The 24,943-nt window shown below is 40.8% G+C and carries 17 protein-coding genes; 9 read left to right on the top strand and 8 right to left on the bottom strand.

Annotation, left to right across the window (positions count from 1 at the left end; genetic code table 11):
- Positions 1 to 267: 267 nt before the first annotated feature.
- Together WA256_RS04955 and WA256_RS04960 are read right to left on the bottom strand one after the other, a co-directional pair.
- Positions 268 to 549, bottom strand: coding sequence for a putative quinol monooxygenase (locus WA256_RS04955; protein WP_335989408.1), 282 nt, complete (start codon positions 547 to 549; stop codon positions 268 to 270).
- On the bottom strand, positions 546 to 767 hold the full coding sequence (locus WA256_RS04960) for a DUF2798 domain-containing protein (RefSeq protein ID WP_058584444.1): 222 nt from the start codon (positions 765 to 767) through the stop codon (positions 546 to 548). Before WA256_RS04960 ends, WA256_RS04955 begins: the two co-directional genes overlap by 4 nt.
- Before the next feature lie 81 nt (positions 768 to 848).
- On the opposite strand from WA256_RS04960, the gene WA256_RS04965 reads away from it, so the two are divergent.
- The gene (locus WA256_RS04965) at positions 849 to 1,703 is read left to right on the top strand and encodes a LysR family transcriptional regulator (RefSeq protein ID WP_335989411.1); all 855 of its coding nucleotides are present in this window, start codon (positions 849 to 851) and stop codon (positions 1,701 to 1,703) included.
- Between the two features lie 48 nt (positions 1,704 to 1,751).
- On the opposite strand, the gene WA256_RS04970 is transcribed toward WA256_RS04965, so the two are convergent.
- Both WA256_RS04970 and WA256_RS04975 read right to left on the bottom strand, forming a co-directional pair.
- Positions 1,752 to 2,477 carry a hypothetical protein gene (locus WA256_RS04970; RefSeq protein ID WP_335989413.1) on the bottom strand — a complete coding sequence of 242 codons (726 nt, stop codon included), beginning with the start codon at positions 2,475 to 2,477 and terminating at the stop codon, positions 1,752 to 1,754.
- A 152-nt stretch (positions 2,478 to 2,629) separates the two neighbouring features.
- Complete coding sequence (locus WA256_RS04975; RefSeq protein ID WP_063703968.1) at positions 2,630 to 3,502, bottom strand: nuclease-related domain-containing protein; 873 nt, start codon at positions 3,500 to 3,502, stop codon at positions 2,630 to 2,632.
- A gap of 358 nt (positions 3,503 to 3,860) precedes the next feature.
- Between WA256_RS04975 and WA256_RS04980 the strand changes: the two genes are divergently transcribed.
- Positions 3,861 to 7,013: a DUF3427 domain-containing protein gene (locus WA256_RS04980; protein WP_335989416.1), complete on the top strand. Its 3,153-nt coding sequence runs from the start codon at positions 3,861 to 3,863 to the stop codon at positions 7,011 to 7,013.
- A gap of 30 nt (positions 7,014 to 7,043) precedes the next feature.
- Positions 7,044 to 7,778, top strand: a complete 735-nt coding sequence (locus WA256_RS04985; RefSeq protein WP_250660744.1) for a hypothetical protein — start codon at positions 7,044 to 7,046, stop codon at positions 7,776 to 7,778.
- Between the two features lie 569 nt (positions 7,779 to 8,347).
- Here the strand turns inward: WA256_RS04985 and WA256_RS04990 are convergent.
- Complete coding sequence (locus tag WA256_RS04990; RefSeq protein WP_335989420.1) at positions 8,348 to 11,302, bottom strand: DEAD/DEAH box helicase family protein; 2,955 nt, start codon at positions 11,300 to 11,302, stop codon at positions 8,348 to 8,350.
- A gap of 349 nt (positions 11,303 to 11,651) precedes the next feature.
- Positions 11,652 to 12,245 carry a class I SAM-dependent methyltransferase gene (locus WA256_RS04995; RefSeq protein ID WP_138618976.1) on the bottom strand — a complete coding sequence of 198 codons (594 nt, stop codon included), beginning with the start codon at positions 12,243 to 12,245 and terminating at the stop codon, positions 11,652 to 11,654.
- 321 nt (positions 12,246 to 12,566) lie between these two features.
- On the opposite strand from WA256_RS04995, the gene WA256_RS05000 reads away from it, so the two are divergent.
- From WA256_RS05000 to WA256_RS05015, 4 genes are all read left to right on the top strand, one after another.
- Positions 12,567 to 13,337 carry an EAL domain-containing protein gene (locus WA256_RS05000; RefSeq protein WP_058584440.1) on the top strand — a complete coding sequence of 257 codons (771 nt, stop codon included), beginning with the start codon at positions 12,567 to 12,569 and terminating at the stop codon, positions 13,335 to 13,337.
- 464 nt (positions 13,338 to 13,801) lie between these two features.
- The gene (locus WA256_RS05005) at positions 13,802 to 14,803 is read left to right on the top strand and encodes an alpha/beta fold hydrolase (protein WP_335989425.1); all 1,002 of its coding nucleotides are present in this window, start codon (positions 13,802 to 13,804) and stop codon (positions 14,801 to 14,803) included.
- Between the two features lie 325 nt (positions 14,804 to 15,128).
- Positions 15,129 to 16,727, top strand: a complete 1,599-nt coding sequence (locus WA256_RS05010) for an ABC-F family ATPase (protein ID WP_335989428.1) — start codon at positions 15,129 to 15,131, stop codon at positions 16,725 to 16,727.
- A 138-nt stretch (positions 16,728 to 16,865) separates the two neighbouring features.
- A complete protein-coding gene (locus WA256_RS05015; protein WP_335989430.1) occupies positions 16,866 to 18,791 on the top strand; it encodes a hypothetical protein in 1,926 nt (641 codons plus the stop codon).
- Positions 18,792 to 19,374: 583 nt separating this feature from the next.
- On the opposite strand, the gene katG is transcribed toward WA256_RS05015, so the two are convergent.
- Entirely contained in the window at positions 19,375 to 21,552 is a 2,178-nt protein-coding gene (katG, locus tag WA256_RS05020) for a catalase/peroxidase HPI (RefSeq protein ID WP_269408578.1), read from the bottom strand.
- A gap of 263 nt (positions 21,553 to 21,815) precedes the next feature.
- On the opposite strand from katG, the gene WA256_RS05025 reads away from it, so the two are divergent.
- Positions 21,816 to 22,073 (top strand): hypothetical protein, encoded by a 258-nt coding sequence (locus WA256_RS05025; protein WP_058584436.1) that lies wholly within the window; start codon positions 21,816 to 21,818, stop codon positions 22,071 to 22,073.
- Between the two features lie 63 nt (positions 22,074 to 22,136).
- Here the strand turns inward: WA256_RS05025 and WA256_RS05030 are convergent, their stop codons facing one another.
- A complete protein-coding gene (locus tag WA256_RS05030; protein WP_335989434.1) occupies positions 22,137 to 23,510 on the bottom strand; it encodes a GAF domain-containing sensor histidine kinase in 1,374 nt (457 codons plus the stop codon).
- 271 nt (positions 23,511 to 23,781) lie between these two features.
- On the opposite strand from WA256_RS05030, the gene WA256_RS05035 reads away from it, so the two are divergent.
- On the top strand, positions 23,782 to 24,672 hold the full coding sequence (locus WA256_RS05035) for a tetratricopeptide repeat protein (protein ID WP_063529509.1): 891 nt from the start codon (positions 23,782 to 23,784) through the stop codon (positions 24,670 to 24,672).
- The last annotated feature ends 271 nt before the right edge of the window (positions 24,673 to 24,943 follow it).

A 24,943-nucleotide genomic window follows, 5' to 3' on the forward strand; every position in this document is an offset into this window, starting at 1 on the left:
TGAAAAACATTTTTTGCCAAGTCGATGCTAATTAGGTTAAATTTTGACATGTATGGATTCCTTATTGGTAAAAGTAAATGTTCAATCTCTTTATACCGTACTCACCCTATTTGGGGGAGGAGTCCATACATCTCCTACAAGACCTCCTACAAGGTTGTTATTGCACAGCAGAACGCTCGACCTTAACAACCCAACAGTTCGACTGACACCTAGTGCCTAGAGCCTAGCTCCTTTCCCCTCGCACCTCGCATCTCGCAAACTTTTCTCTCAACACATCTCCACCTTCTCTACCTCAACCGGCTCTGCCAAGGCATTTTCATAAAACGCGAATACCGCTTTGGTATAAGGCTGAGCATAATGCTCATCAAGGGCGGCTTGCGATTCAAACTGCTCAACTAAAAACAAACAACGCTGCTCTTTACTCGCAAACAACTCAAAACGATTACAACCAGGCTCTGCACGAGTGGCTGCTAAAATGCCCTGTAAACGCCCTTTACAGTCGTCAAATAATGCCGCCTTTGGGGTAATTTTTGCCACGATATTAATCATACTGACTCCTTACTAAATAACTTTAAAACCAATGCCCGAATTGGTGGGGCAACCGTAAAAGCCACCACAAACGCAGCAGGCCATGCATTGGCAAATGCCTTCATCCAACTCAGAAAAAATGTATCGCTTAGCCCTAAGTTGACATAAGTGACCCATGCCGAAAGTAAAAACGACATTAAAAACGAAAATGCCGCAGTAAAAGTAAAATGAATTTTCATATGTCCTCCTTGGCGTTACTATATTTGCACAGGGCAAGTGGCAACAGTCACAAAAATGCAAACTAAGATTGAGGGAGTCGTATGCTGGATGATCTGCATTTATTTATTGAAATAGCGCGCCGTAAAAGCATGAGCCAAACAGCAAAAGATTTAGGACTGAATCTATCGACCCTATCAAGGCGCATTCAGGCGTTAGAAGAAAAACTCGCTGAGCCATTACTGCAACGCACAGCCCGAGGCATTGTGTTAACCGCCAAAGGCGAATCACTGTATAACGAGTTAGGCGAACAAGTGCTTGCTCTTAACAGCCAGCTTGAGCAATTAAATGACTCGCCCGCCGCAAAAGAGTTTTACCTTTTGTGCCCACAAAACATCATTGCGGGCCCACTGATAGGGGCCGTTAATCAGTTTGCGATGGCAAACCCTGCGCTAAACCTCCACATTTACCCAAGTAATGCCAACAGCCAACTAAGCCAAAAACGTTTTGACTTAGCCATTCGCATTGGCGAACAACAAGATTCAAGTTATTTTCAAAAGCGCCTAGGCATGATCGCAATAAAGCTGATTAAAAAGAAAGATGCCCCAACATCAAGGCTGATACTGCCCTATTCAGAGTCACAACTCCCCAGCGGCTTACTTAACAAACTAAAAACCGAGTATGAACATATAAGCTTTTGCTTTGATATTACAATCGCCAGAAAAATGGTTGAAGCAGGCTATGGCATTGGCTTACTACCCATGAGCGAAATTTGCTGCATAGAAGACACCTGCAACTTTAGTTATATCGACTCCCCCCACAGTATTCCCGCAAGGCAAATTTACGCCCTCTGGCCACATTCACGCACACCATCAGCGAATGCCCAGTTGTTGATAGAACAACTCCAAACCTGTATTGCAGACTCACCAAGCTTGCAAGGAGAGGTGTTGAAACTGTAGTTGCGAGTTGCGAGGCATTGTAGGTCGGGCTTTAGCCCGTTTAACAACTCAATCTTTAAAGCAACGATAAAGACCAAACACAAACAACATGGCCGCAATGCCAGCCAAGGCTAATTGCCAAATTTTAAGGCCATTCAACTTTGTAGATTGCGGACCAACACTCTCATCTAAAGGCGGCGAAGCTTGCTGAATTGGTGGCTCGGTTATCGGGCTCTTTATTGCAACTTTGCTTGTGGCTTTGTTTGTATTTATTTCTGTAATGGTTGGCTTTACAGTAATAACAATATCTTTATAGTCTGCTTTAGCTTTACCACTCCAAGTAGATTCAAATAGCGCCTTTTGCTCAGCTTTATTTTCGCTACACCATACAAAATCAGCTTGCTGAATATTCTTCGCTCTACAGCGATCAGGTAATTGATAAAATTGCCCCCAAGCATGGCGCTTTTTATCGTCATTATATGAATTTGAATACACCGTAGAGTTATGTACTTTGGTGTTTAAAAGTGCGGTAGGGTTCGAGCGATACGTATAATTACCGCCATTACCAGAACTTCTTTTTGGGTGTTTGCAGTGTCTCGCCAACAGCGTAAAAAGCTCATCTAAACGCTGATTCCAACGTTCACCTTGCCTAGCCGTGTAGCTACGATTCATTCTCTTACGAATGCCCTCGCGCTCAGCCTCAATGTTATCGCAGCGACTTTTTGAATATTGCTCTTCAGCAACCGCGTTGAAACTCACAAGCAAAATAGCGAGAGATAAAATCCATTTATTCATAACATTACATCTGTGTAATTTGGTTGTAATTACTCCCTATGTGTTAGCTAGGGAGGTACTTATTCGATAAAAGCTAGCTAAAACAATTGCTTTATAAAACTTTCGATGCAAAGTGCCTACTCAAACTAAGCATTAAATTTAGTCTCTATCAATTAAACCTTAGAAATATTTAAGCTTCTTTGCACAGCTTGATAGCAAATAGCTTTTTGCATAGCTCCATCTATTTGGTTTTGGCGCATCGACAATATAGTTTTTGCTAACTGTCTATGGGAAACAATAGGAAATGGTGGTCGCTGCTTCAACTCTATAAACCAACCTGGAAAGCACAATATTGGGGTTATTTTTGTTTGAAAACCAGTTGCTTCACTTAACCATTTATAAACCCAATTTGCTTGTATTTTTGCTTGTTCAATTGGCTTGCTTTCACTCCAAGATGGAAAGGCAAGTAGATTATTTTCGAATCGGACTTTGTAGTTTGTATCATCTTTAACGCGCTTATGCCTTCCTTTTGTTTCAATCGCAAAAACACCATTAGGCCCAATAACTAAGTGATCAATATTAAACCCATCAGCTTGAATATCATGAAATATTTGATACCCATGAGATTGAAGCTCAATTAATTCAGATGCAACAGCTAACTCAGCGTCTCGTCCTAGTTTTAGTTTAATTAACTGGTCTGATTCAAACCACGATTTTCTGGCGGTGTAAATTAAACCGACAATAATTACAACTATAAAAAAGTAGTTCAATTGACCGCTTGCCAACATTTCGGTAATCCCTTTGAGGGCAAACGGCATTGTAATGATCAATGTAGCTAAACCTATGTAACCAACAACATTAAAGACCTTATCGTTTACTTGATCGTTAAGTGTTTGTGCGGCTACTCGAGTAAATTTTTTTCGATCTACAGGTAACTTGGCTTGCTTCTGATGAAGCCATACTCTTAAAAAAATAACACCTAATATTGAATATATTCCTCCTATTACAAATAAGAGGCTGAGTCCTTGTGCTATGAAGTTATCCATTTCAGATCCTTGTTCTGTTAACTCCCTCTTTATACATCAATTATTTAATAATGTCGCGTTGGCGACGGCAACCAAAGAGAAGTAAACGCCGACTTCTCTTTGGAATCTCTCGGCGCCCCGAGGTTCACACTGTTCCCTCAATTTGAATAAATTAAATGAACGTAAACAGCGTAGATAGGCCATCCGTGGCCAAGCTAGGCCTTTTACAGCATCCATGCTGTAAATTACTCATAATTAATTCAATTTCGGGTGTGAACACGGGGAAAACCTCAGCAATCGCCTGCAACTGAACAATGAGTTATTTCTTGTTTTCATTAGCTATTTCAGTAAACTGGCTGTAAATAACAGGGAGTGGTTTATGGAACAGGTTGGCATTTACGAGCAGCTTATTACTCAAGTGATTGAGCAGAATTTAGATCGTAAGCAATTTTATGTAGGAGAACGCCAACTAGAATGTGCCGAAGCCGCAACTTGGTTAGCTCGATTTTTAGGAAAGCTAGTCGCACATGCGATTGATGCAATCCCCCACTCTAAAGATCGATTAAGCGAGCAAATTGATTTAGCTAATAACTTAGTTTTATGGCTTAAAGATCATATTAAAGACGATGAGCTAATCAATGAAAACCTCATAGATAGCCAAGGTAAAATACTTACAGCTCTATTCAATACAGAAAACCCTGTAGCAACTAATCTCAAAGACTACTCAAACAGCATTTCCCCACTAACAGGTCTTACGCAAAGTGAGCTATTTAGTGGCGCAAATGCTGGCCTATCTCTTGAGACTGAGCTTAAAAGAGAAATTAAATCAGCTGATACCATTTATTGGCTCGTTTCATTTATCAAATGGACTGGACTGCGGATATTTAAAAGTGAGCTAGAAGCCTTTACAAGAAAAGGTAATAAGCTAAAAGTAATCACCACCTCATACATGGGTGCAACAGATGCTAAAGCAGTTGAGTTCTTAGCTAGCTTACCCAACACAGAAGTAAAACTAAGCTACAACAATCAACAAGAACGTTTACACGCTAAATCTTACTTATTTATGCGTAACACAGGTTTTCATACAGGCTACATTGGTTCATCAAACTTATCACATTCAGCACTCACCAGCGGCCTCGAGTGGAATTTAAAAATCACCGCGCAAGAAATACCGCATATTATTGCTAAAACCAAAAGCACCTTTGAAACCTATTGGCAGTCGCCAGATTTTGAATTATTTACCGGCAAAGTTGAATGCAAAGAAAAGCTAATAAACTCACTGAATGAGCAGCGTGGTAAAGGCCAACCAAGTAACCAGTTTTATTTTGATATCACACCAAAAACTCATCAATTAGCTATTTTAGAAAAACTAAGTGTTGAACGAAGTGTTCACGATCGATTTAGAAACTTAGTGGTGGCTGCAACAGGCACTGGCAAAACCATCATATCGGCATTCGATTTTAAAAACGTGTATGAGAAAAAGCCAAATGCCAATTTTTTATTTGTCGCGCATCGAGAAGAGATCCTCACTCAAGCACAAAGCGCCTATCGTGGTGTGCTAAAAAATAACGATTTCGGTGAGCTTTGGGTCGGTAACTATAAACCTCAAAGATACAACCAGTTATTTGCCTCAATTCAGACTCTTAATAATCAAATAGACAACATGAAGTTGAGCGCTGATTTTTATGATTACATTGTTATCGATGAAGTACATCACGTAAGCGCAGCAAGTTACCGCGGTATTCTTAACCACTTTAAACCAAACATTTTATTAGGCTTAACTGCCACACCAGAAAGGCAAGATGGTGCAAATATTTTGGAAGATTTCTGTGGTGTAATTGCTGCAGAGATCCGCTTACCAGAAGCAATAAACCAACGCCATCTATGCCCATTCCAATACTTTGGGCTTGATGATGATATAGATTTAAGCAAAATAACTTGGCGTGGCGGTCGTTATGATATTAGCGAATTAAGTAAGCTCTACACAGGGGAAAACAACCGCGCTAATAGAATCATATCGTGCCTCAATGAAATCGCCACAAATATTCACACAATTAAAGCCTTAGCATTCTGTGTTAGCCAAGATCATGCTGAATTTATGGCTAGTAAATTTAACCTTGCAGGTATAAGTGCAGACGTACTTACTAGTAAAAATACTCATGAGCGAAATCACAAACAACAGGCGCTTAGAAGAGGTGAAATAAAGATCCTCTGTGTAGTAGATATTTTTAATGAAGGGGTCGATATCCCTGAAGTTGATACTCTGCTTTTTTTACGGCCAACAGAAAGCCTAACGTTATTTTTACAGCAGTTAGGACGGGGCCTGCGCTTACCTGACAATAGCCAAAAACAATGCTGCACCGTTCTCGATTTTGTTGGTAACGCTCGCCCAGAGTATGACTTTGCTAATAAGTTTCGAGCTCTAATTGGCAAAACTAACCAGTCAATAAAAGCCGAAATAGAAAATGATTTTCCGCATTTGCCGTTGGGTTGCAGTATAGAGCTACAAGAACATACCCAAAAAGCAATTTTGCGTAATATTCAACAGGCAACTAATAGTAAAAGGCGCTTGCAACAGCTTATAAGTAGCTATTCACAACATACTAACGCCCAACTATCTCTAAGTAACTTTTTATCCATAAATCCTCAAGTGACGTTAGAAGATATTTATAAACCGAAGGAAAATAAGCTCGGTGGCTGGCACTGGTTAAAAGGCGATGAAATACCAGTAGATCAAGTAGATATTTACGCTGCGTATTATCGTGCAATCAACACTCAATTACTCAGTTGCAACTCACTGAGCTATTTGAGCTTTTTACGCGATTTATGTAACAGCGACTTTAGCATTGAAGTAACGCCTAAAAATCAACAATACGCTCTAATGGCTCATTACAATTTTTGGGATAACACCGGCACAAATCTGGGGTTTAAATCTATTAAACAAAGCTTACAAGCACTAAAAAACCCACTATTACAACATGAGTTATCAGAAGTGATTACGCTTTTAATAAACCGTATTCACCAACAAGAAAGTGATTTAACGTGTCTCCCAAATCACGCAATAAAATTACACAGCCGTTATACACGCCAGCAAATATTAGCTGCATTTGGTGCTCATACGTTTGATAAAAAATCAACTGCACGCGAAGGCGTATTAGAGTTCAAAAAACAAAATTTAGAATTACTTTTTGTAACCCTCAATAAATGCGAAAAAACCTATTCGCCAACAACGCTATACCATGACTATGCAATCAGCCCTACTCTGTTTCATTGGCAAACGCAAAACAGCGCACGACCAGAACACGGCCGCGGCCTAAGCTACATTCAGCACCAACAAACTGGCAAAACCATCTTGTTGTTTGTGCGTGAACAAAGCAAAGATGAAAACGGTAGAACAATGGGATTCGTTAACTATGGCGAGGTTAAATACCAAAGCCACAATGGCAGCCAACCAATGAATATTACTTGGGAGCTAACAAACCCCATGCCATGTGAAATGTGGCATGAGGCAGGGAAGTTGGCGGTTGGGTGATTAGTTATAAGTTTTATATAGGAATTATAAATGGAAGCTTTTTTACAAGACACTAAAATCATCTCAGCTCTAATTACAGCTACTGTAGCTCTCATAATAGCATTAACAGGCGCTGTTGCTTTCTTTTATAGATCTCGCAGAGATAGTAAAAGAAATGCAAAAAAAGTCTTATTCCATTTGCTTGAGGTTCGTCACGCAATTAGGTTAAAAACTTTACCAATCGATGAAGTCGTTAAAGAGTATTATGAATATGCAGCCAAAAAATTTAATTCATTTACTCCTACAGAAGAAAATAACCCATCAGAGGAGGCTGTGCTTAAACTCATTGAGTGCAAATTCAAAGAGCAACTAGCCTCTATAGAGGAAAACCTTTCTGAGAGCGTAATACCAGCTCTTAATGAAAAATTAGCTGACTTGGCAGAAGACAACCCTATTTTAGCTTTTAAAATTAGAGGTCGAGACAATTTCCTCAAACTATTTGAAACTTCAAAAGCTCAAATAGCTACGCTTCACATACCCAATACAGGCCCGCAATCTAATACAAAAGATTTCCTGAAGAGTGTAAAAAGAATAATGCTAATACGCGCAGCAAAAGAAAGTAATGAGCATATTGACGATGCAATCGAAAAAATAGCCAAATATTGTGGACGAGGTCAGTTAAGAAAATGGCGCAGATTAAAACAAAAAACGGCTTTCACTCACGGATTTGATTTTACCGAATTAGATGATTTATTTGAAAGCTGTCGTTTAATGATGATTGAATAACCGAACAAGGCTAATTGCCAGTGATGCTTTTTAATAAATATAAAAATAGACTCGATAATATATTTACTTTCAACCATGACTTTCTCCATCAGTTGTAGTCAAAGTTTATGCAGGCGATATATTATACTTCCCACAAGTAATTACGAAGAAAATAACTCCTAAACAATCTACGAGTAATGAACTCCCTTGAGTTCACAAGCAATACGACTTAAATGGGAGAGGTAAATTACCGCCTTTATTCATAAACACCAACCTACCAGCACACTCCAATCCCCGTGAACACACCCGAAAGGAAAAAATTGATGAGTAATCACTTGCATGGATGCAAGTTAAGCCGTGACTTCGCCATGGATGGCGATTACACGGCGTTTACGTTCACATCAATTTTTAACTTGAGGATTCAGTGTGTTCCTAGGGGCGCCGTGGGGTTCCAAGGGGCGGACGGCGGTATTCGCCCCTTGGTTGCCGCCAGCAATCTGGTAAAACCACGAATAGAGGTTTACTATCAAAATCCATGTAAAAGCCGCCTCTCTAAAAGATAACGATACTAAATAAATGCAAAATCTAATTTACTCTTGCACTACTTGTTTAAAGCGTGCGAACGTTCGCATACTTTCATCAGCAATCATTACCTTATAATCTGGATTTAAAGCAATTAGCTCATATTTTCCGTTGGGTAACTTATTAACTTTACGAAGTAAATACTGGCCTTCGCCACCTACATCATCTCGCTCAATCGCGACTATTTGACCACGTAACGAACCCGCTTTTTCTGGTGTTATAAGTTCCAGTAACAGTAAATCGCCATCGAGTATTGGATGCTTACCACCATTCATAGAATCGCCCGATGCGCGGGCTAAAAAATGTACTTCAGGGTCGATCTTACCAGCGCCAAGTGGCGCACTCATCAATTCCATATCGTTTTCATCCCCTGTTTTAAAATGCCCACAGGCAATTTTAATATTTGGGAAATAAGGTATTTTTAGCACGTTAACTTTTTCGTGTAATGAGTCATCAAGGTGTCTGAACTCTAGCTCACTAACATTATCAGAGGGTTGTACTTTTTCTTCTCCAACCACAGGCGTATTTGATTTTAGTCGTTGGCTATATTTAGCTAAGCAGAATTCAACCAACTCAATTACTGCATTATTTAATAATTCAAGTTTATCTTTGGGTACTTCAAACGTTGCTTTCACAGTGTCATTTTCTAATGTGAACCATTGCGTACCGTCTTTGTTTTTATTGGTGTAAGCTCTAACCGGATTCTTTCGCCAATAGCTTTGCCAAGTTTGTGAATAAGCTTCAGCTTGTTGCTCTTTAATAGGTAAGTCGCGCTGTTTTAAGTTAGGAAACCGAGCCAATTCTTTTGAACTCATAGCCGCAAGATCAGCGACAGTTGGAGGGTTAGCAAAACCATTTAATGCTACATAAGCCTTGAGGAAAATGGCTTTGAAGCATTTAGTCATATTGGTTGTTTGTATGCCTTTGTTCAAAAACTCATAAAATGGGGCTAGTTCTGCCGCATCTTTTTGCGCTTGAGCATCAATATCGTGTGTTTTGGCTATTAACTCAAACCAGCTAGAATAAATACTGTTTACCTTATTGATATTGCCATACTCAAAGTAAAACTCACTCAAAGTCGGTAAATGCCCAAGTGTCTCTGCAAGTTGGGATACGTCTTCAAGTGCTGTAGTTCGTTGAGCTTTAGCGAGTTGTTGCCAAAAATTAGTGACCTTTAAATCGATATTTATAAAACAACCTTCAGCAAGATTTGGTTTTTTAAGCTTTTTCACTACACCGCTAGGATTAGTTTCATGTAGTAATGCATAAGGCTTATTTAAAAAACTATGGTGATTACCAATAAAGTCGAGCACAACTAAATGAGTTTTCCCTTCTATGGTTCGCAAACCACGCCCTAGTTGCTGTAAAAATAGTATCTTAGAATCGCTTGGTCGTAGCATTAAAATAGTATCAATGCTTGGTAAGTCTGTACCTTCATTAAACAAATCAACGGTAAATAGTACTTCAACGTGATGTTGCTCTAACTGTTGAAGTGCATCATTTCGTCGTACTTTTGATTGACTATGGACTGCTAATGCTTTCACACCTGATTTATTAAACGCATCAGCCATGTAGTCCGCGTGCTTTGTAGAAATACAGAAACCTAAAGTGCGTTTTTGTTTGTATCGCTGCCATTGTATAAGTGCATGTTGAGCACGTTTTTGCGTCGCAAATTTGTTTTCAAGTGCGGCAGGATCAAATTTACCATTACGCCAAGGAATGGCTTGGTAGTTCACGTTTTCATCCCAAATGCCGTAGTAATGAAAAGGCACTAAAGTTTTTTCATCGATTCCCTGTGTTAAGTTTCTCTCGAAGACAAGATTATTATCACACAACCCTAAAATATCTGCTTGGTCAGTACGTTCTGGTGTTGCAGTTAAACCTAGTAAAAACTGAGGTTCAAAATAGTTTAATAGCTGACGATAAACACGTGCACTAGCATGGTGAAACTCATCAACAACGATATAATCAAACGCCTTTGGTGCAAATTGCTTTAAATGATTACTGCGCCCGATAGTTTGAATTGAAGCAAACAAACACTCTGCATTTTTCTCACGTTGTTTACCATTATAAAACCCTGTTGAAAGCGGTAGCAACTCGGCATATGTTCTTTGTGCTTGTAAAAGTATTTCTTCACGATGTGCGACAAACAATACACGTTTAGCTTTGAATTGCTTAACATCAAATGCACTTAACCACGTTTTACCCATTCCCGTTGCTAATACCACTAATCCACGTCTAAAGCCCTTTTGACGAGTAGCCGCTAGCGCTTGAAGCGCTTCTATTTGAGCTGCTCTTGGCGCTTTAAGATCGACTTGTTCAATAACATGTTCCGCAGTATCACCATTACTAACCGCTACTAACTGCTGTGTTTTGCGCCTAGCTATGTAACTGTCAATCCATTCATGACTTAGGTTTATGACAGACTCATGATTGAAAATGCATTCGAAAGCATTACGAATACTTATAAACTGCAGTGCTGCTTGGCTTGTTTTTGGCTGCATATAATCATGTCTAAAGTTCCACTCATGTCCTTTGGTGAGTGCACTTTTGCTAATATTACTTGAGCCAATAAAGGCACACCCAGAAGTAATTTCGCTATTTTTGTTTGTTTTAACGAAAATATATGACTTCATATGAAAGCTTTGCTGATTACCTGTTTGGTAAATGCGAACATCTGCTCCACGATCAACCAATAGCATCAATTTTCTTAAAGCTTTCGGATGAGTGATATCAAGATAGTCTGAGGTCAGTAGCTTGATTGATGCACCACTTTGTAAGGCTTCATTTAGTGGGTCAAATAATAAATCTAGGCCACTAGGTTGAATGAAAGAGACCGTAATTTCTATCTCGGTAGCATTATTTATCGCATAAATTAGATTTGGTAAAAGAGGATCATTATCGCCTGTAATAAGCTGTTGCGTATTACTTTGTAATTGCCGATGTTCGTTAAAGCTATTCACTTAACATTTCACTTTGTAATTATTAGGTCTTAAGTAAGAAACGTTTTGCGCGTTGTTATTGTAATAATTAGGTGTGCTGGCAGACATTCAGTGCCTTTTTATTCCTTGGCTTTGTAGGCTTTAATTTAGCATTAAAATTGCTTTAAAAACAATGGTGATATGTGTTTTAAGTTAAGACTATAAATGAGTATAAAACCCAAGAAACAATAAATGGAATTCAAAAAGACATCTATTAACGCTGCAAGAACGCAGAAGTGAATTTGATGCAAAAGAGTTTAATTACTAAAGCTAAAAGGTCGGCAATTGCCGACCTTTTTGGTATTTGAACTTCGATTACACAGCCAAACGACTATATCGTTCTTCTATGCAGAATAGCGTTTAGCCATGTTTCTGTGGCACGCTCTGGACGTTGGTCGGCGCTTTGCCATGACTTGAGGATAAACAGGTCTGTGCCTTTAATAATGCTCTCAAGGGCTTGTTCGTTTAGGTCGGTAAATTCGCGACCGTTGTGTTCGCGCTCGCCGTCGCCGTATTTAAACGATACATACACGATACCTTGTGGCTTTAATGCGCGGGCAAGGTTATTGAATGCGTCGGTTAAGTCGTTTTTTGCTACGTGAATAAGGCTTGCGCAGCACCAAATGCCGTCGTATTTGGCAACGTCATTTAGCTCTAGAAAACTGCTTACTGCTACGTCTTGGTTTAAGTATTCTGACGCCAGCTTTGCCATAGCTGGGCTGATATCGAATGCATCTACGCTATAACCACGCTCTTTAAAGATGAAAGCATCGCGGCCAGAGCCACAACCGGCATCGAGTAAAGCGCCTTTTTTTGGGATCAGCGGTAAGAATTCGTCGTAAAGTTCATTGAGGTCTACATCGAGTGTGGCATCAACAAATGCTTGCGCATTTTGGTTGTAGTATTCGACGGTTTTGGATGCCATTTTACTTCCTTTATATTGGCAAGATTGCTTGGCGCTAAAATACCATTAAAGCTAGGTAACGCAAAGGATGAAATGTGATTTTAGATGCTAAGAATCAACGATTTTAGAATGGATATTAGAAGTTAGTTGGAGGGAGGAAGAAGGTAGTAGTTACGAGGTGCGAGGGACGAGGTGCGAGAGACGAGATGCGAGATGCGAGATGCGAGGTGCGAGGTGCGAGGTGCGAGGTGCGAGATTTTATACTTTTAACTCAACAACATTGCACAATTGGCAATTTACTAGCACTATTATGTATTAAGTAGACTTAAGTCTGAGGTAAGCATGCACGACAAGCAAACTCATTGCCAGCCAACAGGTTGTAATAACTGTAAAGACAAATTAGAACTTGGTTTTGATTTTACAATGGCTTTTCAGCCAATTATTGATTGCACCGATAAACATATTTTTGGCTATGAGGCATTAGTTAGAGGGCCCAATAATGAGTCGGCTTATTCTGTTATCTCACAAGTGAACGATGAGAACCGTTATACCTTCGACCAGCTTTGCCGTATTAAAGCTATTTCGCTTGCAGCTAAGCTGAAGCTTGATTCTATTTTGAGTATTAACTTTTTACCTAACGCGATTTACAAACCTGAGCGCTGTATTAGAACAACCCTTGAAGCTGCTAAGCAATATGACTTTCCGGTAGAACAAATTATGTTTGAATTTACCGAGGTTGAAAAGGTTGAAGACAGTACGCACATCAAACGAGTTGTTGAGTATTACCAATCACTCGGGTTTATTACCGCAACCGACGACTTTGGCTCGGGTTACTCGGGTTTAAATTTATTGGCTGATTTTCAGAGCAATATTATTAAGCTCGATATGGAGCTGATACGCGATATTCACCTAAATAAAGCACGCCAAATCATAGTGAACCATTGTATTGCTATGTTTGAAGAGCTCAACATCACCGCCCTTGCCGAAGGCATTGAAACAGTTGAAGAGTATCAATGGTTGCGCCAAGCCGGCGTAAGTTTAATGCAAGGGTATTTCTTCGCTCGCCCAGGGTTTGAAAGCCTGCCAGAAGTTGATTTTAGTAAGTTGGATTAAGTACGAGTAACGAGAATCGAGTTGCGACAAAACAAGAGCTTTCAGCCGTAAGCCCTCGGACGCATGAAGACATTAGGTGCTAGGCCCTAGGTTTTGGGCGCTAGGCGCTAGGACACGATGTAAAATCGCTGCTACCTCGTAACTTTCCCCTTTACTCTTTCCCCTTTACTCTTTCCCCTTTACTCTTTCTCCTTAAAACTCGCTAACTTAAAACATTTCCCGGCTAAAGCCAGTCCTACGGGAGAAACATTTGGTTCTGGGTGCTAGGCTCTAGGACGCGATGTAAAATCGCTGCTACCTCGCATCTCGTTACTCGCACCTTTCCCCTTTACTCTTTCCCCTTGTAGCTTGAAACTTATAACTCGTACCTTGCTAACTTCTTTTAGTATTTAATCGTATTTGTATTATAAATTTTTATTTAGGATGCTAGGCTGAATATTCTTTAAGCATATTGAGAAAGGATAATGATGTTTTTACGCATACTGTTAGTCTCAGCACTTGTTTTATGGTCTTCTGCAAACCTAGCCGCTAAAGAGCAGTCTCTTAGTTTTGATGCTGAGTTAAGCAATTATCAATACGACTTACCTGTACAGTTTTTTAATTTTTCGTCACAAAATACGCCATTAAAAATGGCTTACTCTTACCTTAGACCAAGTAATAATATGCCAACCGTTGTGCTCATGCATGGCAAAAACTTTAACGGTCATTATTGGACCAATACTGCCAAGTACCTTAATAGCAAAGGCTATGGTGTATTGATCCCAGATCAAATTGGTTTTGGTAAATCATCAAAGCCCGCCGATTATCAATTTTCGTTTGCTGTATTAGCCAATAACACTCATCAGCTAGTGTCATCTTTAAATATTGAAAACCCCATTGTACTTGGCCACTCAATGGGCGGCATGCTAGCAAGCCGTTACAGCCTGATGTTTTCTAGCCAAGTTAGTAAACTCATTTTGCTAAACCCAATTGGTTTAGAGAACTATTTAAATTATGTGCAATACAAAGACACTGATTTTTTCTTTAAAAATGAATTAGCTAAAACACCTGAAAAGGTTATTGCTTACCAGAAGAAAAACTATTACGACGGTAAATGGAATAGCTCTTACGAGCAATTAACCCATTTTATTAGTGGTCAAATTCAAGGCCCTGACCATAAGCATATGGCGTGGGTTAATGCTAAAACCTACGATATGATTTTTACGCAACCAGTCGTAACGGAGTTTGATCAGTTAAACATGCCTGTGTCTTTAATTATAGGTACCCGCGATAGAACTGGCCCTGGCCGCAACTGGAAAAAAGCAAATGTTGACCATGAGCTTGGCCGTTACGATAAATTAGGCAAAGCCGCGGCAAATATGATCCCAAAATCGCAATTAATTGAATTAGACGATATTGGCCACCTTCCTCACATCGAGGATTTTGAACGCTTTAAAGGTGCATTAGACAAAGCATTATCATTTTAATTTTGATCGCGCGAAACAAATTTCACGCCTACGTGTAGCAGCGGGTTTATCCCGCGTCATCAGATGCTAGGTTCTGGGTTCTAGGATCTAGGCCCTAGGACGCGATGTTAAATCGCTGCTACCTCGCATCTCGCACCTCGCATCTCGCACCTTTCCCCTTTACTCTTTCTAACTCGCTAACTTTCCCCTTGAAACTTTCTCTTTTTTAATAGCGTTATTAGGGGCTGATCTGTATAATCCGCGGCCTATTATTTACCCTATTGCTTGTTTATTTTCGCAGTTGCTGCGCCCATAACCCTGTCAGTATTTTTCTAGGAACAATTCGTTGATTTCAACCGCAAATATCACCATGCAATTTGGTGCAGAGCCTCTGTTTGAGAACATTTCAGCTAAGTTTGGTAACGGTAACCGCTATGGTTTAATTGGCGCGAATGGCTGCGGCAAATCGACCTTTATGAAAATTCTAAGTGGTGCGCTTGTGCCAACCTCTGGCAATGTGTCGATTGCACCGGGTTTAAAGCTAGGTACGCTTAGCCAAGATCAGTTTGCGTTTGAGCAATACACTGTGGTTGATGCGGTGATCATGGGTGATACAGAGCTTTGGAAAGTTAAACAAGAGCGCGACCGTATCTATTCTCTGCCAGAAATGAGTGAAGAAGACGGCATGAAAGTCGCTGAACTTGAAAGCGTTTTTGCTGAAATGGATGGCTACACAGCAGAAAGCCGCGCAGAAGAAATTTTGATCCAAGCGGGTATTGAGCAAGAGTTTCATTACGGCTTAATGGCAAATGTTGCACCGGGCTGGAAACTACGTGTGCTGCTAGCACAAGCGCTATTTGCAAACCCTGATATTTTGCTTCTTGATGAGCCAACCAATAACCTTGATATTCACACCATCACTTGGTTAGCTAACGAGCTTAACCAGCGTAAGTGTACGATGATTATTATCTCGCACGACCGTCACTTCTTAAACTCGGTATGTACACACATGGCCGATATCGATTACGGTGAGCTAAGAATTTACCCTGGTAACTATGAAAAGTGGATCGAAGCCTCAAGCTTGCAACGCGAACAGCTACTTGCTGAAAACGCAAAGAAGAGCGCCGAAATTGACGAGCTACAAGAGTTCGTAAACCGCTTTGGTGCTAACGCATCAAAAGCAAAATTAGCTAGCTCTCGTGCTAAGCGCATGGATAAAATTAAGCTTGATGAGGTAAAAGCGTCAAGCCGTATTAGCCCATCACTTCGTTTTGACGAAGGCAAAAAAATGTATCGCCAAGCATTAGAGCTTACTAAGTTAGGTCATGGCTTTGATGGCGAAACTCTGTTCAGCGGTGGTGAGTTATTACTTGAAGCCGGTGCTAAGCTTGCAGTTATTGGTGAAAACGGTGTTGGTAAAACCACCCTATTACGTTGCCTAGTGAATGAATTACAAAGTAACGAAGGTGTGGTTAAGTGGTCTGAAAATGCCAGCATTGGTTATTGCCCGCAAGACAGCAGTAAAGACTTTGATAACGACTTAACTTTATTTGATTGGATGTCACAGTGGCGCACCGCTAAGCACAACGATTTAATGGTTCGTGCTATGTTAGGCCGTTTATTATTCACCGCAGACGACGCTAATAAAAAAGCTCGTAACTGCTCGGGTGGTGAAAAGAACCGCCTATTGTTTGGTAAGTTAATGATGCAAGACATCAATGTGCTCATTATGGACGAGCCAACCAACCACATGGATATGGAAGCCATTGAAGCACTCAATAACGCATTAAAAGATTACCAAGGCACGCTGATTTTTGTGAGCCACGACCGTGAGTTTGTATCGTCTTTAGCGACTCGGATCATCGATATAAAAGATCAACAGCTTATCGATTTTCAGGGCACGTTTGACGAATATATGGACCATGTTGCGCAACAAGCGCAATAACCCCTTCTTCGAAAAGGTGAGCAAGTTAGCTCACCTTTTTTGTTTACGTTCAGTTACATATTCACTTTACTGAATTACCCATTTTAGGTAACTTAAATTTCTTTGACTTTAATAGAACAATAAATTTAAGGGACCTAAATGAAAAAGCTCCTCAGCGTATCGGCACTGACTCTGGCGCTAACAGCCTGTGGTGGCGGTTCATCTACAGATAAAACGTCAGATGTAAAAGTAGAGCAAAATACTGCACCGACGCTGTCTGGCTCACTCACTCTCTCAGCCAAAGCGCTTGAATCAACTAATTTAGTTGTTGATTTAAAAGATGAGCAAAACGACAGTGTGACAACAACGATTATTGATAAACCAGAGTGGCTGACTGTAACCACCAGCAGTAATCAAGTAACTTTTCGTGCAGAGCCAAGCTTATTCGAAGTAGCCAACCACGCTTTTACTTTAGAAGTCTCTGATGGTAAAGCGAGTAATCAATATACCCTAATCGTTAATGTCGCCGAAAACCGTGCAGCATGGCAACCTATTGAGCTTAGCAATAGCGAAGTTATGGGTAACTGGCAATCAAGCGATGGTAGTGTGCAGCTTTCGTTTGCCACTGAAGACACTGGTGTGATTGCTCAAAATGGTGAGTTAAGTCGTTTTGATTGGTCGAACCCTGATGTTATTGCACTAAATACCCAAGCGATTGATTGCTTGCATGAATGTAATCAACAAGCCCTTCTTGAAATGGAAGTGTTGGCTAAGCGCGATGATGCTATTCGTGTTGAGCTTTTTAATGTTTCGACCGATAAAGGCGAAGTAGTTACCCTTTATAAATCAAATACAGAGCTTAGCTCTGCGTATTATGTTGATATGGACGACAATACTTTTCACATGGTGAATCATTTAAACACCGAAGGTGAAGAAAGCTATTTTGAAGTATCGATTGCAAGCTATATTCCAACTGCTTCAGGCAGTACCACATCATTCCCTTATGCAGAGTTTTCGGCGACCTTAGAAGGTAAATCGTTAGCGATTAATGGCGACAAATTTATTACGAATAGCTATGCAAATCAGCTAAATAAAGAAGGCTACGAGGTGAATGTAGAGTTTGACCTTAACCTCGTTAATGCCGAAGTAGTTGCGCAGTTCGATGATTTTGTGGTTCTAAAACTGCAACATGTTCTTAGCTATCATGATGAAGCTGACGCTGCGAATATTGTTGAATCAGAAGAGCTAACTGAAGCTATGAAAATGCAAACATCGGTTGTTGCATTACAAAAACTGACACCGATTGCGGTTCCTGAGCTTGAAGTGGGTAAAACGTATACTGGTCGCTTAAATAATAAAAATTCAGATACAGGTGAAGGCCTAACATTTCGTTATTTACCATCATTTTTCACTATCACTGCCGCCGACACTGCAACGGTAACATTCAATACGCCTATAAGTACCGACTCGTTCAAGTGGCATTACAACTTAGACAATAATGGCGACACCGTTAAGGTAACCGGCAATGGCCTAGATACCCGCTTACAATTTTTCACTCAACCTGATGGTAAAACTCTCATGGTGCGCGAGCGAAATAAAGAAGAGCGTCAGGCTCGCTTAGGGTATGAATTTATAGAAGTGATTGATGATTCAACCATCACTCTTGATGACTATAAGCACCTATTTAGCTACTTACGTCAAGACTACACCAGCGGCAGCCTGAAAACATACTGGTTTATAAATGATGATGGTAAAGGCAGCTTCTATTACGCTGACCAATATGGCCTCGAAAACAGAGCTAACTTTACGCCAAATACCTATTGGCAATTTGAAGCTGATAACAGTATCAGTTTTGCAATGATGTCTCAGTGCCCAAGTGCATTTGATTACTCTAGCTGTAAGGATGAGGTGTTAGGCGATGATGAAAATTTATATGCCTCTTTAATTAATTTTAAAATTATTCATAAAGAAGCAGATAAATTCATTTTCGACCGCCTGTTTTGGCAGCGTATCTATAACTACAGCGATAAAGAAATTGAAGAAAACATATACCAAAACAGTTATTGGTTAGGGATTGAAAAGTAAAGGGGCTTGCAGCCTTCAGATCAGACGCGCGAAACAAGTTTCACGCCTACGGTGAAGACATTAGGCGCTAGGATCTGGGTGCTAGGTTCTAGGACGCGATGTAAAATCGCTGGTTTCTAGTCGTTAGAGGTCAGATGTTAGATGTCAGTCGATCTGTGGGGTTATTTAGGTCGAGTGTTCTTCTCAGCATTCGACCTTTTCATTTTCTGAGTAGGTTGGGTCGAGCGGAGCGATACCCAACGTATAGAAGCGGTCAGCTGTCAGCCTTCAGCGATCAGACGCGCGAAACAAGTTTCGCGCCTACGGTGAAGACATTAGGTTCTAGGTGCTAGGTTTTGGGCGCTAGGTTCTAGGACGCGATGTAAAATCGCTGCTACCTCGTATCTCGTATCTCGTATCTCGTATCTCGTATCTCGTATCTCGCATCTCGCATCTCGAACCTCGTTACTCGTTACTCGTTACTCGTAACTTTACTCTTTCCCCTCGTAACTTTCCCCTTTCCCCTTGTAACTCGCTAACTTCTCTAAATAAAAAAGGCCACACAGTTAAACTGTGTGGCCTTTGTACTTAACGGAATTTTAAATTAAATATCGAAGCGGTCGGCGTTCATTACTTTCACCCATGCGTCGACAAAGTCTTTTACAAAACGTTCGTTGTTGTCGTCTTGTGCGTAAAACTCTGCGTATGAGCGTAGGATTGAGTTTGAACCAAACACTAAATCAACACGCGTTGCTGTCCATTTAGTTGCACCTGTATTGCGCTCAACAATATCGTAAAGACCATTGCTTGTTGGCTTCCATGTGTAAGCCATGTCAGTTAGATTTACAAAAAAGTCTGTGCTAAGTGTACCTACATTATCTGTAAACACGCCATGCTTAGAGCCGCCATGATTAGTGCCTAGTACACGCATACCACCAACAAGGGCGGTCATTTCTGGTGCTGTTAAGCCCATTAATTGCGTACGCTCTAACATTAGCTCTTCTGCTGAAACCGCATAGTCTTTCTTCAACCAGTTACGGAATCCATCGTGAATTGGCTCAAGTACGTCGAACGAGTCTGCATCTGTCATCTCGTCTGTGGCATCACCACGACCCGGCGCAAATGGCACGGTTATATCAACACCCGCCGCTTTTGCAGCTTGTTCAACCGCAGCTGAACCACCCAGAACAATTAAATCAGCGAGGCTTACTGGTTTGCTTAAACCCGCTTGTACTGACTCGAGTGCGCTTAATACTTTAGCTAAACGCTCAGGCTCGTTACCTTGCCAATCTTTTTGCGGTGCTAGGCGAATACGTGCGCCATTTGCACCACCGCGATGGTCTGAACCACGATAAGTACGGGCGCTATCCCATGCTGTTGCGATTAAGTCTGCTTGGCTGACACCACAGTTAAGTAGCTTGGTTTTAAGTTCGCTAATTTCGCTATCTGATAAGGTGTAATCAACCGCTGGGATCGGATCTTGCCAGATCAGATCTTCGCTTGGTACATCGGCACCTAAATAACGTGATTTAGGACCTAAGTCACGGTGCGTTAGTTTGAACCATGCACGTGCAAACACATCACTAAAGTATTCAAAATCATCGTTAAAACGCTCGATAATCTTACGATAGGTTGGGTCCATCTTCATCGCCATATCGGCGTCGGTCATAATAGGATTTAAACGAATTGATGGATCTTCTACATCAACTGGTTTGTCTTCTTCTTTAATATCGATTGGTTCCCACTGCCACGCACCTGCCGGGCTCTTCTTAAGTTCCCACTCGTAGTTAAGCAGTAAGTAGCAATAGCCGTTATCCCACTTAGTTGGGTGAGTTGTCCATGCGCCTTCGATGCCCGACGTCATGGTATCGCGACCAATACCACGTGAATTGTGGTTGTTCCAGCCAAGGCCTTGCTCAAATACATCAGCTGCTTCTGGCTCAGGGCCTACGTTTTCTTCGCTACCATTACCATGGGTTTTACCCACAGTGTGGCCACCGACTGTAAGCGCTGCAGTTTCTTCGTCATCCATTGCCATACGGGCAAATGTTTCGCGAACTTGTTCAGCCGTTTTAAGCGGATCAGGGTTGCCATTCACCCCTTCTGGGTTTACATAAATTAAGCCCATTTGTACCGCTGCTAATGGGTTTTCCATGGTGTCTGGTTTAGCTACATTTGAATAGCGCTCATCACTAGGTGCTAACCATTCTTTTTCAGCGCCCCAGTAAACGTCTTTTTCTGGGTGCCAAATATCTTCGCGGCCACCGGCAAAGCCAAAGGTTTTTAAACCCATTGATTCATATGCCATATTACCGGCTAAGATCATTAAATCTGCCCAAGAAAGCTTATTACCGTATTTCTTTTTGATTGGCCAAAGTAAGCGACGTGCTTTGTCTAAGTTAGCGTTATCTGGCCATGAATTTAATGGCGCAAAGCGTTGGTTACCTGTACCACCGCCACCACGGCCATCTTCTAAACGGTATGAACCCGCTGAGTGCCATGCCATACGGATCATTAAACCACCGTAATGGCCCCAGTCAGCTGGCCACCACTCTTGGCTTTCGGTCATTAGGTTTTTTAAATCGGTTTTAACGGCTTCAAGGTCAAGAGATTTGAATGCTTCTGCGTAATTAAAGTCTTTGCCGTAAGGATTCGTTTTGCTGTCGTGTTGATGAAGAATGTCGAAATTGAGCGCGTTTGGCCACCAGTCGATATTTGATTGAGCGGTGACAGTGTTACTACCATGCATTACCGGGCACTGGCCCGTTTTTCCATTACTCATTATGTGCTCCTCATAAGCTAAAAATATGACGAAATGCTAAAATGCGCTTTTATCCCTTTCGTCATAAAGAGAGATTTTCTAATAGTTATGAATAACTAATAGCGAATAAGTTCCTGCTGTTTAAAACTATAGGAGTTGTACTTTAATAAAGCTAGATCCAGAACATAGTTTTAAATCGATTGCACCGATAGAAAAATCTGATTTGATTCATTTTATAAAACCGTCCATTTTATAAGAGTATTTTTAAACAGCGAGTAGCCCTTATGAAAACTATTAATCCTGACGTTGCTAGACAACTAAGCATTAACTTTTTTATCGCCAATTTACCTATCTTGATGTTAACAGGGCTGGTAGTCGCATCGCTTGTGGGGCTAACCTTTAGAAGCTCGGTGTTGTTTTGGCTAGCGCTGTTAATCACACCATTGAGCATTAATTATTTATATTCTAAAAAACGTATTAAACAATTTTGCCAAGACAACGAATGCACTGATATTTCTTGCCTTGCTAAGCAAACTGATTAATTTTTAATTTTATTACCCAGTCACCAGATTATTTAGCCAACAACTTGTATAAATATTAATTAGTTATGTGAGCTTTTGCGGCAATTTGAAGGTGACAGTAACGCCGTTATCAGGTTTGCTATCGATGCTCACTTCGCCTTGCAGCGCTTGCGTTGCAAGGTTATAAACTATCGACATACCTAAACCACTACCGCCATTGCCTCGCTTGGTAGTGAAAAATGGCTCAAACACCTTGTACATTACATCTTCGGACATGCCATGACCGTTGTCTTTATAGGTTATGGTGTAACTATTGGTGTCGTTATCGATGCTTACAGCGATATCTATGCGGTTTTGCTCACGGCCAACAAACCCGTGTACACAGCTGTTATTTACAAGATTTAAGAATATTTGGCTAAGCGCCCCCGGAACAGTTATAAGCGAAAAGTCATCAACACAGTTGATGTTTACTTCAACATTATGACTTCGTGTAAGTGGCATTAAGCTATGTAAAATATTTTCAAAGTAATCTTTAATGTTGGTTTCGAGTAAATTAAGCGATGATTGATCAACCGCCGTTTGTTTAAAGTCACTGATGAGCTTTGCGGCCCGCTCAAGGTTGGTAAACGATATTTTGATACACTCGTTTAAATGATTCATGCCTTCAAGTAGGGCCGCTTTTGTTAAGGTATTTGAATCTATGTGTTTATTAAGCATATTTAGCTTATCTTTTGCCGAACTATTTGCTGTGACTGCTATGCCAATCGGCGTATTAACCTCATGGGCAATACCCGCAACAAGATTACCCAGTGAAGCCATTTTTTCGGCTTCAATGAGCTTTTCTTGCATCGCGGTCAGTTCAGATAAAGTTTTTTCAAGCGTACGCGTTCGTTCTGCAACACGTTGTTCTAGATGTTGATTGGCACGCTCAAGTTCTGCATTGATGCGTTCGTTTTCTTGTGCAGACAAGGCTCTGCCATAAAGATCAGCCAAAGCACCGATGAATGAACATTCGTCTTCTGTCCATTGCCTTGTTCCACCTATGTGCTCACAGCAAAATATACCAATCATTTTTCCTTTATATCGAATTGGCGCATCGAGCATTGCACCTATGTTAAGAGGTGTTAAGTAACTTTCGCTAAATTCATACGTAGCAGGGTCGGTATGAGCATCTTCGGCAGTAATCGTACGTTGGGTGTCGAGTGCTTTAAAATAGGCTGGGTATGCATCACGTGGGAGCACTAACATTTGGATTTCTTTGCCGTTTTCTCTATCGAGTAGTAACCGGCATTCAATTGCGGTGTTTTCTTCATTTAACAGCCAGATCCCTGCTCGGCCAATTTCTAGGCCATCAAGTACAGCATTCAGAATTAAGCGTTCAGCTAATTCAACATTGCCACTATCAAGATCAGAAGAAATTGATACTCCATACAGCAGTTGGACTAGTTGTTGGCGCATACTCTCACCTTTTAGTTTTACGACTCCTTAAGTCTAGACGAACATTGTGATTCTGACAGAACGAATATAAGTTTTTAAAAACTCATTAAGTATTAAGTAGTTGTTCAGATTAAAATGGGTATATTGTACCTAACTCCTGTTGATACCCCTTACGACTTTATGTTGTTTAAGCAGTTTGGCCAGCTCTCCCCCGAGCTGGCTTTTTTTTGCCTAGTCCACAATGCTCACGCATGTTACAGTTACCTCAGAAATCACTAAAAATTAATATGTCATGCGTTATACCTTAATTTTAATCACTTTTTTAATGAGCTTTAGTACATTTGCAGCAGCTCAAAATGAGCCAGAAAACCGCCCAGCTTTAACCGAAGCAGAGCAACAACAAGCTCTCGATAAGCTTCAAGAACCTATGTATAAGCCATTGTTAGAGCGCTATATTCTTGATGAATTAAAAGCTGTGCGCCAAGACCAACAAAAACTGCGCGAAGATGTGACAAAACAAGTTACTCATACGCAGCTAGATACTGCCGACCGTGCATTAACTTATACAACCGACACCATTAATAATGTGTTTTTCATTATTACGATTACCGCGTCAATTTTGGTTTTAGTCGGTTGGAATTCACTGCGTGATGTGAAAAACAAAGTAGAAGACATTGTAAACTCACGTGTTAGTGCGATCACACAAGAATACGAAGAGCGCCTAAAAGTACTAGAAGAAAAGCTACGTGAGCGATCTGAAGAGATCTTATTAAACCAACAAAAGATCTCAATCACCAATGAAGTTCATTCTTTATGGATGCGTGCCAATTTAGAAAGCGATGTTGCGAATAAGATTGAGATTTTTGACGAGATCTTAAAACGTAAACCAGAAGACGTAGAAGCCATTGCCTATAAAGCAGATGCACTGTTAGAAATTAACGAAACAGGTGAAGCTATCGAGCTTTGTAATCAAGCATTAGAAATTGATAGCGACTACGGCTACGCATACTGGCAACGTGCTTGTGCATATGCATTACTTCACAAACACGCCGATGCAATGGCTGATATTCGTATGGCCCTTGAGTATTCTCCTAACCTACGTAACGAGCTATTACACGAAAGCGCGTTTGCCAGCCTACACGACAACGACAGCTTTAATTCGTTGCTAAACGAAACGGCTTAGCCGAAACCCATGTAGCAGCGGGTTTATCCCGCGTCATAGGCGAGCTCTGGGTTCTAGGCGCTAGGACGCGATTTGAAATCGCTGGTTTCTAGTCTTTAGAGGTCAGATATTAGATTTCAGCCGATTTGTGGAGTTATTTAGGTCGAGTGTTCTTCTCAGCATTCGACCTATTCAATTTCCAGGTAGGTTGGGTCGAGCGGAGCGATACCCAACATATAGAAGCCTTCATCGATCAGACGCGCGAAACAAGTTTCACGCCTACATGTAGCAG

It is taken from the genome of Pseudoalteromonas sp. CH_XMU1449-3, assembly GCF_037027245.1.
Classification (GTDB): domain Bacteria; phylum Pseudomonadota; class Gammaproteobacteria; order Enterobacterales; family Alteromonadaceae; genus Pseudoalteromonas; species Pseudoalteromonas shioyasakiensis.